Origin of the sequence: Nocardioides terrigena (genome assembly GCF_003047265.1) — a bacterium.
Lineage (GTDB): Bacteria > Actinomycetota > Actinomycetes > Propionibacteriales > Nocardioidaceae > Nocardioides > Nocardioides terrigena.
Genome location: NZ_PZYY01000065.1, coordinates 1 through 599, shown reverse-complemented (window position 1 = coordinate 599; position 599 = coordinate 1). Strand labels below are relative to the sequence as shown.

The following is a 599-nucleotide window of genomic DNA, read 5'->3' as shown; positions in this document are numbered from 1 at the left end:
CCGGCTCTAATGGGTATAAGTCGATTACAACGTGACCGTATTGGCCGCGACCACCGGATTGTTTTGCGTGTTTACCTTCAACATCTTTAACCGTTGTACGGATAGTTTCACGATAAGATACTTGTGGTTTACCGATGTTCGCTTCAACTTTAAATTCACGACGCATACGGTCAACGATGATATCTAAGTGTAACTCACCCATACCTGAGATGATAGTTTCGCCCGATTCTTCATCTGTGTGAACACGGAATTAAGGGTCTTCTTTAGCAAGACGACCTAACGCTAAGCCCATTTTCTCTTGGTCAGCTTTAGTTTTTGGTTCTACCGCTACAGAGATTACTGGTTCTGGGAATTCCATACGCTCAAGGATGATTGGTGCGTCTTGTGCACATAATGTGTCACCCGTACCAACGTCTTTTAAGCCGATTGCCGCAGCGATATCGCCCGCGCGAACTTCTTTGATTTCTTCACGTTTGTTTGCGTGCATCTGTACGATACGACCGAAACGCTCGCGTTTTTGTTTAACTGAGTTGTAAACGGTATCACCAGAGTTGATTACGCCTGAGTACACACGGAAGAAGGTTAAGTTACCAACGAAC

General features: G+C 45.1%; 1 pseudogene. It reads right to left on the bottom strand.

The window, feature by feature from the left end:
- A pseudogene (locus DAE25_RS22850) lies at positions 1-599 on the bottom strand (EF-Tu/IF-2/RF-3 family GTPase); the annotation flags it as partial.